Source organism: Streptomyces cahuitamycinicus, from assembly GCF_002891435.1.
GTDB lineage: Bacteria > Actinomycetota > Actinomycetes > Streptomycetales > Streptomycetaceae > Streptomyces > Streptomyces cahuitamycinicus.
The window spans coordinates 1-2,978 of sequence record NZ_POUC01000666.1 but is presented as its reverse complement, the minus strand read 5'-3'; the positions used below and the strand labels follow the sequence as shown (position 1 = coordinate 2,978).

Genomic DNA, 2,978 nt, shown 5'->3' with positions numbered 1-2,978 from the left:
GTGGGGCCGGGTCGGAGCTGTCTTCTTCGCCTTGCGCACCTTGTCGCCCAGCTCGTTGAGCGCGTCCATCGGACAGGCCTGCCGCAGCCGCGGGAAGAGGTTGCCCTCCTCGTCGGCGATGTGCGAGCGGATCTCGCTCATGAGCATGCCCATCAGCCGGTCGAACTCGGCGTCGCCCGCGTCACAGCCCTCCAGGTCCTTCATGATCTGCTCGGCCGTGGCGTGGTCCTTGAGCTCCTGGTCGGCGATGGCGTCCCCACCGGCCACGTGCTCGCGGACGGCCGGGTAGAGGTAGGCCTCCTCGGCCACCGAGTGCCGTACGAGTTCCATCGTGACCTGGTCGGCGTACACCTTGCGGTCCTGGTGGCCGGACGGCAGTGCCTCGATCCTGCCGAACATCTCCTCGACCTCGCGGTGATCGGTCACCAGCTCGTCGATGACGTTTCCTCCGTGTCCCATGTCCTTCACCTCCAGCGCTCGGGTCCCCCCGCCCCCACGGGGTTAACGTGCGGTTCGCCGGTGCCGCGCCGGCGGATCAGGCGGAGAGCCTGGCCCGGACGCGCCCGGCCGCGGTGGCCGGTCCCGCGGTGGCGCGGACGGAGCGGCGCACCAGACCCGCGTCGCGCCGCAGAGCACGGGCGGCGTGCGTGCCGCGCCACCTCACCGAGGGGCGGGCGCCGGTGTCGTCGGCGGCGATCAGCAGCCCGCCGAGCATGGACAGGTTCTTGAAGAAGTGGATGCGTTGCTGTGCCCGCTCCTCGGGGTCCTCCGCCTCCCAGAAGCGGTGCCCGGCCAGCGTGGTGGGCACCAGGGTGGCCGCGATGGCCAGCGCGGCCGGACGCGGCATGCGCCCCGTGGCCAGCATCAGCCCCGCGGCGACCTGCACGGCGCCACTGAGGCGGACGACCTGCTCGGTGCGGTCCGGCAGGGCCGAGACGCGCTCGGTGACCGGTTGGACGACAGGCTCGGCGGCGTCGGCGACCTGTTCCGGGGCGCGGACGGAGCTCATGCCGCCCGTGAGGAACATCGAGGCCAGCATCGGGCGGCCGAACACTCGCAACAGACTCATGGCCCTCTCCAGGTAGTCGGTGGGTACGGCGTCCGCCGGGTTCCCCAGCCGGGGCCGAACCACTCACACCGCCCGGTGCCGCGCCCACGCCTCCTCGCGCAGTTCCCCGGACAGCAGGACGTCGGCGGCGGTGCAGGCGAGCGCATCGGTCGCGGCGAGCAGCACCTCACGGGCCCGGGGTGAGGCGGCCGCCTCGGCGAACTCCGGGGTGTGGTCGGAGCCGTCCTCGCCCATGATCGCGACGAACGGGTGGATGGCGGGCACCCGTGTGCTGACGTTGCCGATGTCGGACGAGCCCAGGTAGACGCCCGGCACGGGCGGCGCCGACGCGATCCCGGCCCGGGCCAGATGCGCGGCGAACCGCTCGGACAGGACGTGGCTGTCCCGGAAGTGCTCGTAGCGCACGGTGGCCCGCTCCACCTCGGCGGTGGTGCCGGTGGCCCGGGCCACCCCGTCGGCGCACACCCGCAGCCGCTCCGTCAGATCCTCCAGCGCGGCCGTCGTGGCCGCCCGCAGACCGAACAGGCCCTCGGCGAACTCCGGGACGATGTTCGTGGCCGTGCCGCCGTGCGTGACGATGCCCTGCACGTGTGAGCCCTCCGGCAGCCTCCGCCCCAGTCCGGCCAGTACGTTGAACAGCTCCACGAGCGCCGCCAGCGCGTCGATGCCCTCGGCCGGATTGCCCGTGGGGTGGGCGGCCCGGCCGTGGAAGGCCACCCGGTACTGCACCTGCGCGGTCAGCGGCGCCCGCGTCCAGCTGTACACGCCCGGGTGGAACATGAGCGCCGCGTCGACCTCGTCGAACACCCCGGCCTCCACCTCGACGGCCTTGCCGCCGCCGCCCTCCTCGGCGGGCGTGCCCACCCCCAGCACCGTCCCGGCGGACGTCTCGGGCAGGGCCGCGGCCACGGCCAGCGCGGCACCCAGTCCGGCCGCCGCGATGAGGTTGTGGCCGCACGCGTGGCCGAGACCGGGCAAGGCGTCGTACTCCATCAGCAGCGCCACGGCGGGCCTGCCCCGGCCCCGGCGCGCGGTGAAGGCCGTCGGCATCCCCGCCACACCGCGCTCCACGGCGAATCCGGCACGTTCCAGCTCACCCGACAGCAGGGCGGCCGCCCGGTGCTCGGCGAAGGCGTGCTCGGGGTCGGCGTGCAGGCGCAGGGCCACGTCCCACAGGGTGTCGGCCCGGGCCGACACCTGCGCGCGGACGGCCTGGTGCACGGCGTCGGGCGTAAGGGTCACGGGGTCTCCTCGGTGCGCGGGCGGTGCACGGACCCGGGGTGGGGCCCACTACAGGTGCCGGTTCGTTCCCGGCCGGGTTTCACTCCCCGCCGCCATGACACCCCCGCGCCCTCGGCCACCGTGACACCCGGCGCGTTTCGTCCGGTTCCGGGGGTCAACACGGTCGGTGTACCCGCCGGGCCACGACAGCGTGGACGCCGCGGCGGCGGCTCGGGCGGGCCGGACCAGGGAGGAACCATGGACCACTCGCGCGTGCCCGTCCTGGAGGCGCTGGCGGATTTCCGCCGCCGCGGCGACATCGCCTACGGTCCGCCGGGCCACAAGCAGGGCAGGGGAGTGGACCCCCGGGTGGCGGAGATCGTCGGCCTCGACGTGTTCCGCTCCGACGTGCTCTCCCTCAACGGGCTCGACGACCGCCGCCAGTCGCAGGGCGTGCTGAGCCGGGCCCAGGAGCTGATGGCCGACGCGGTCGGCGCCGAGCACGCGTTCTTCTCCACCTGCGGAAGCTCCCTGTCCGTGAAGACCGCCATGCTCGCCGTGGCGGGGCCGGGGGAGAAGCTGCTGCTGTCGCGCAACGCCCACAAGTCCGTCGTCGCGGCCGTCGTCGTCAACGGCGTCGAACCGATCTGGGTGCACCCGAGGTTCGACGCCGAGCGGCATCTGGCCC

3 protein-coding genes and 1 pseudogene are annotated in these 2,978 nt (G+C 73.9%); 1 reads left to right on the top strand and 3 read right to left on the bottom strand.

Annotation, left to right across the window (positions count from 1 at the left end):
• The 3 genes from C1J00_RS41290 to C1J00_RS41280 all read right to left on the bottom strand — a co-directional run.
• Positions 1–459 (bottom strand): hemerythrin domain-containing protein (locus C1J00_RS41290; RefSeq protein ID WP_102913958.1); only part of this gene is annotated, 459 nt, incomplete at its 3' end.
• A 76-nt stretch (positions 460–535) separates the two neighbouring features.
• On the bottom strand, positions 536–1,069 hold the full coding sequence (locus C1J00_RS41285; RefSeq protein WP_102913959.1) for a DoxX family protein: 534 nt from the start codon (positions 1,067–1,069) through the stop codon (positions 536–538).
• Between the two features lie 63 nt (positions 1,070–1,132).
• Positions 1,133–2,311, bottom strand: a complete 1,179-nt coding sequence (locus tag C1J00_RS41280; RefSeq protein WP_102913957.1) for an amidohydrolase — start codon at positions 2,309–2,311, stop codon at positions 1,133–1,135.
• A gap of 237 nt (positions 2,312–2,548) precedes the next feature.
• Here C1J00_RS41280 and C1J00_RS41275 point away from each other — a divergent pair.
• Positions 2,549–2,978: pseudogene (locus C1J00_RS41275) on the top strand (ornithine decarboxylase); the annotation flags it as partial.

Bases quoted from the DNA above. Each gene is read 5' to 3' on its own strand.
- C1J00_RS41285 (WP_102913959.1), bottom strand. From the start codon at position 1,069: ATGAGTCTGTTGCGAGTGTTCGGCCGCCCGATGCTGGCCTCGATGTTC.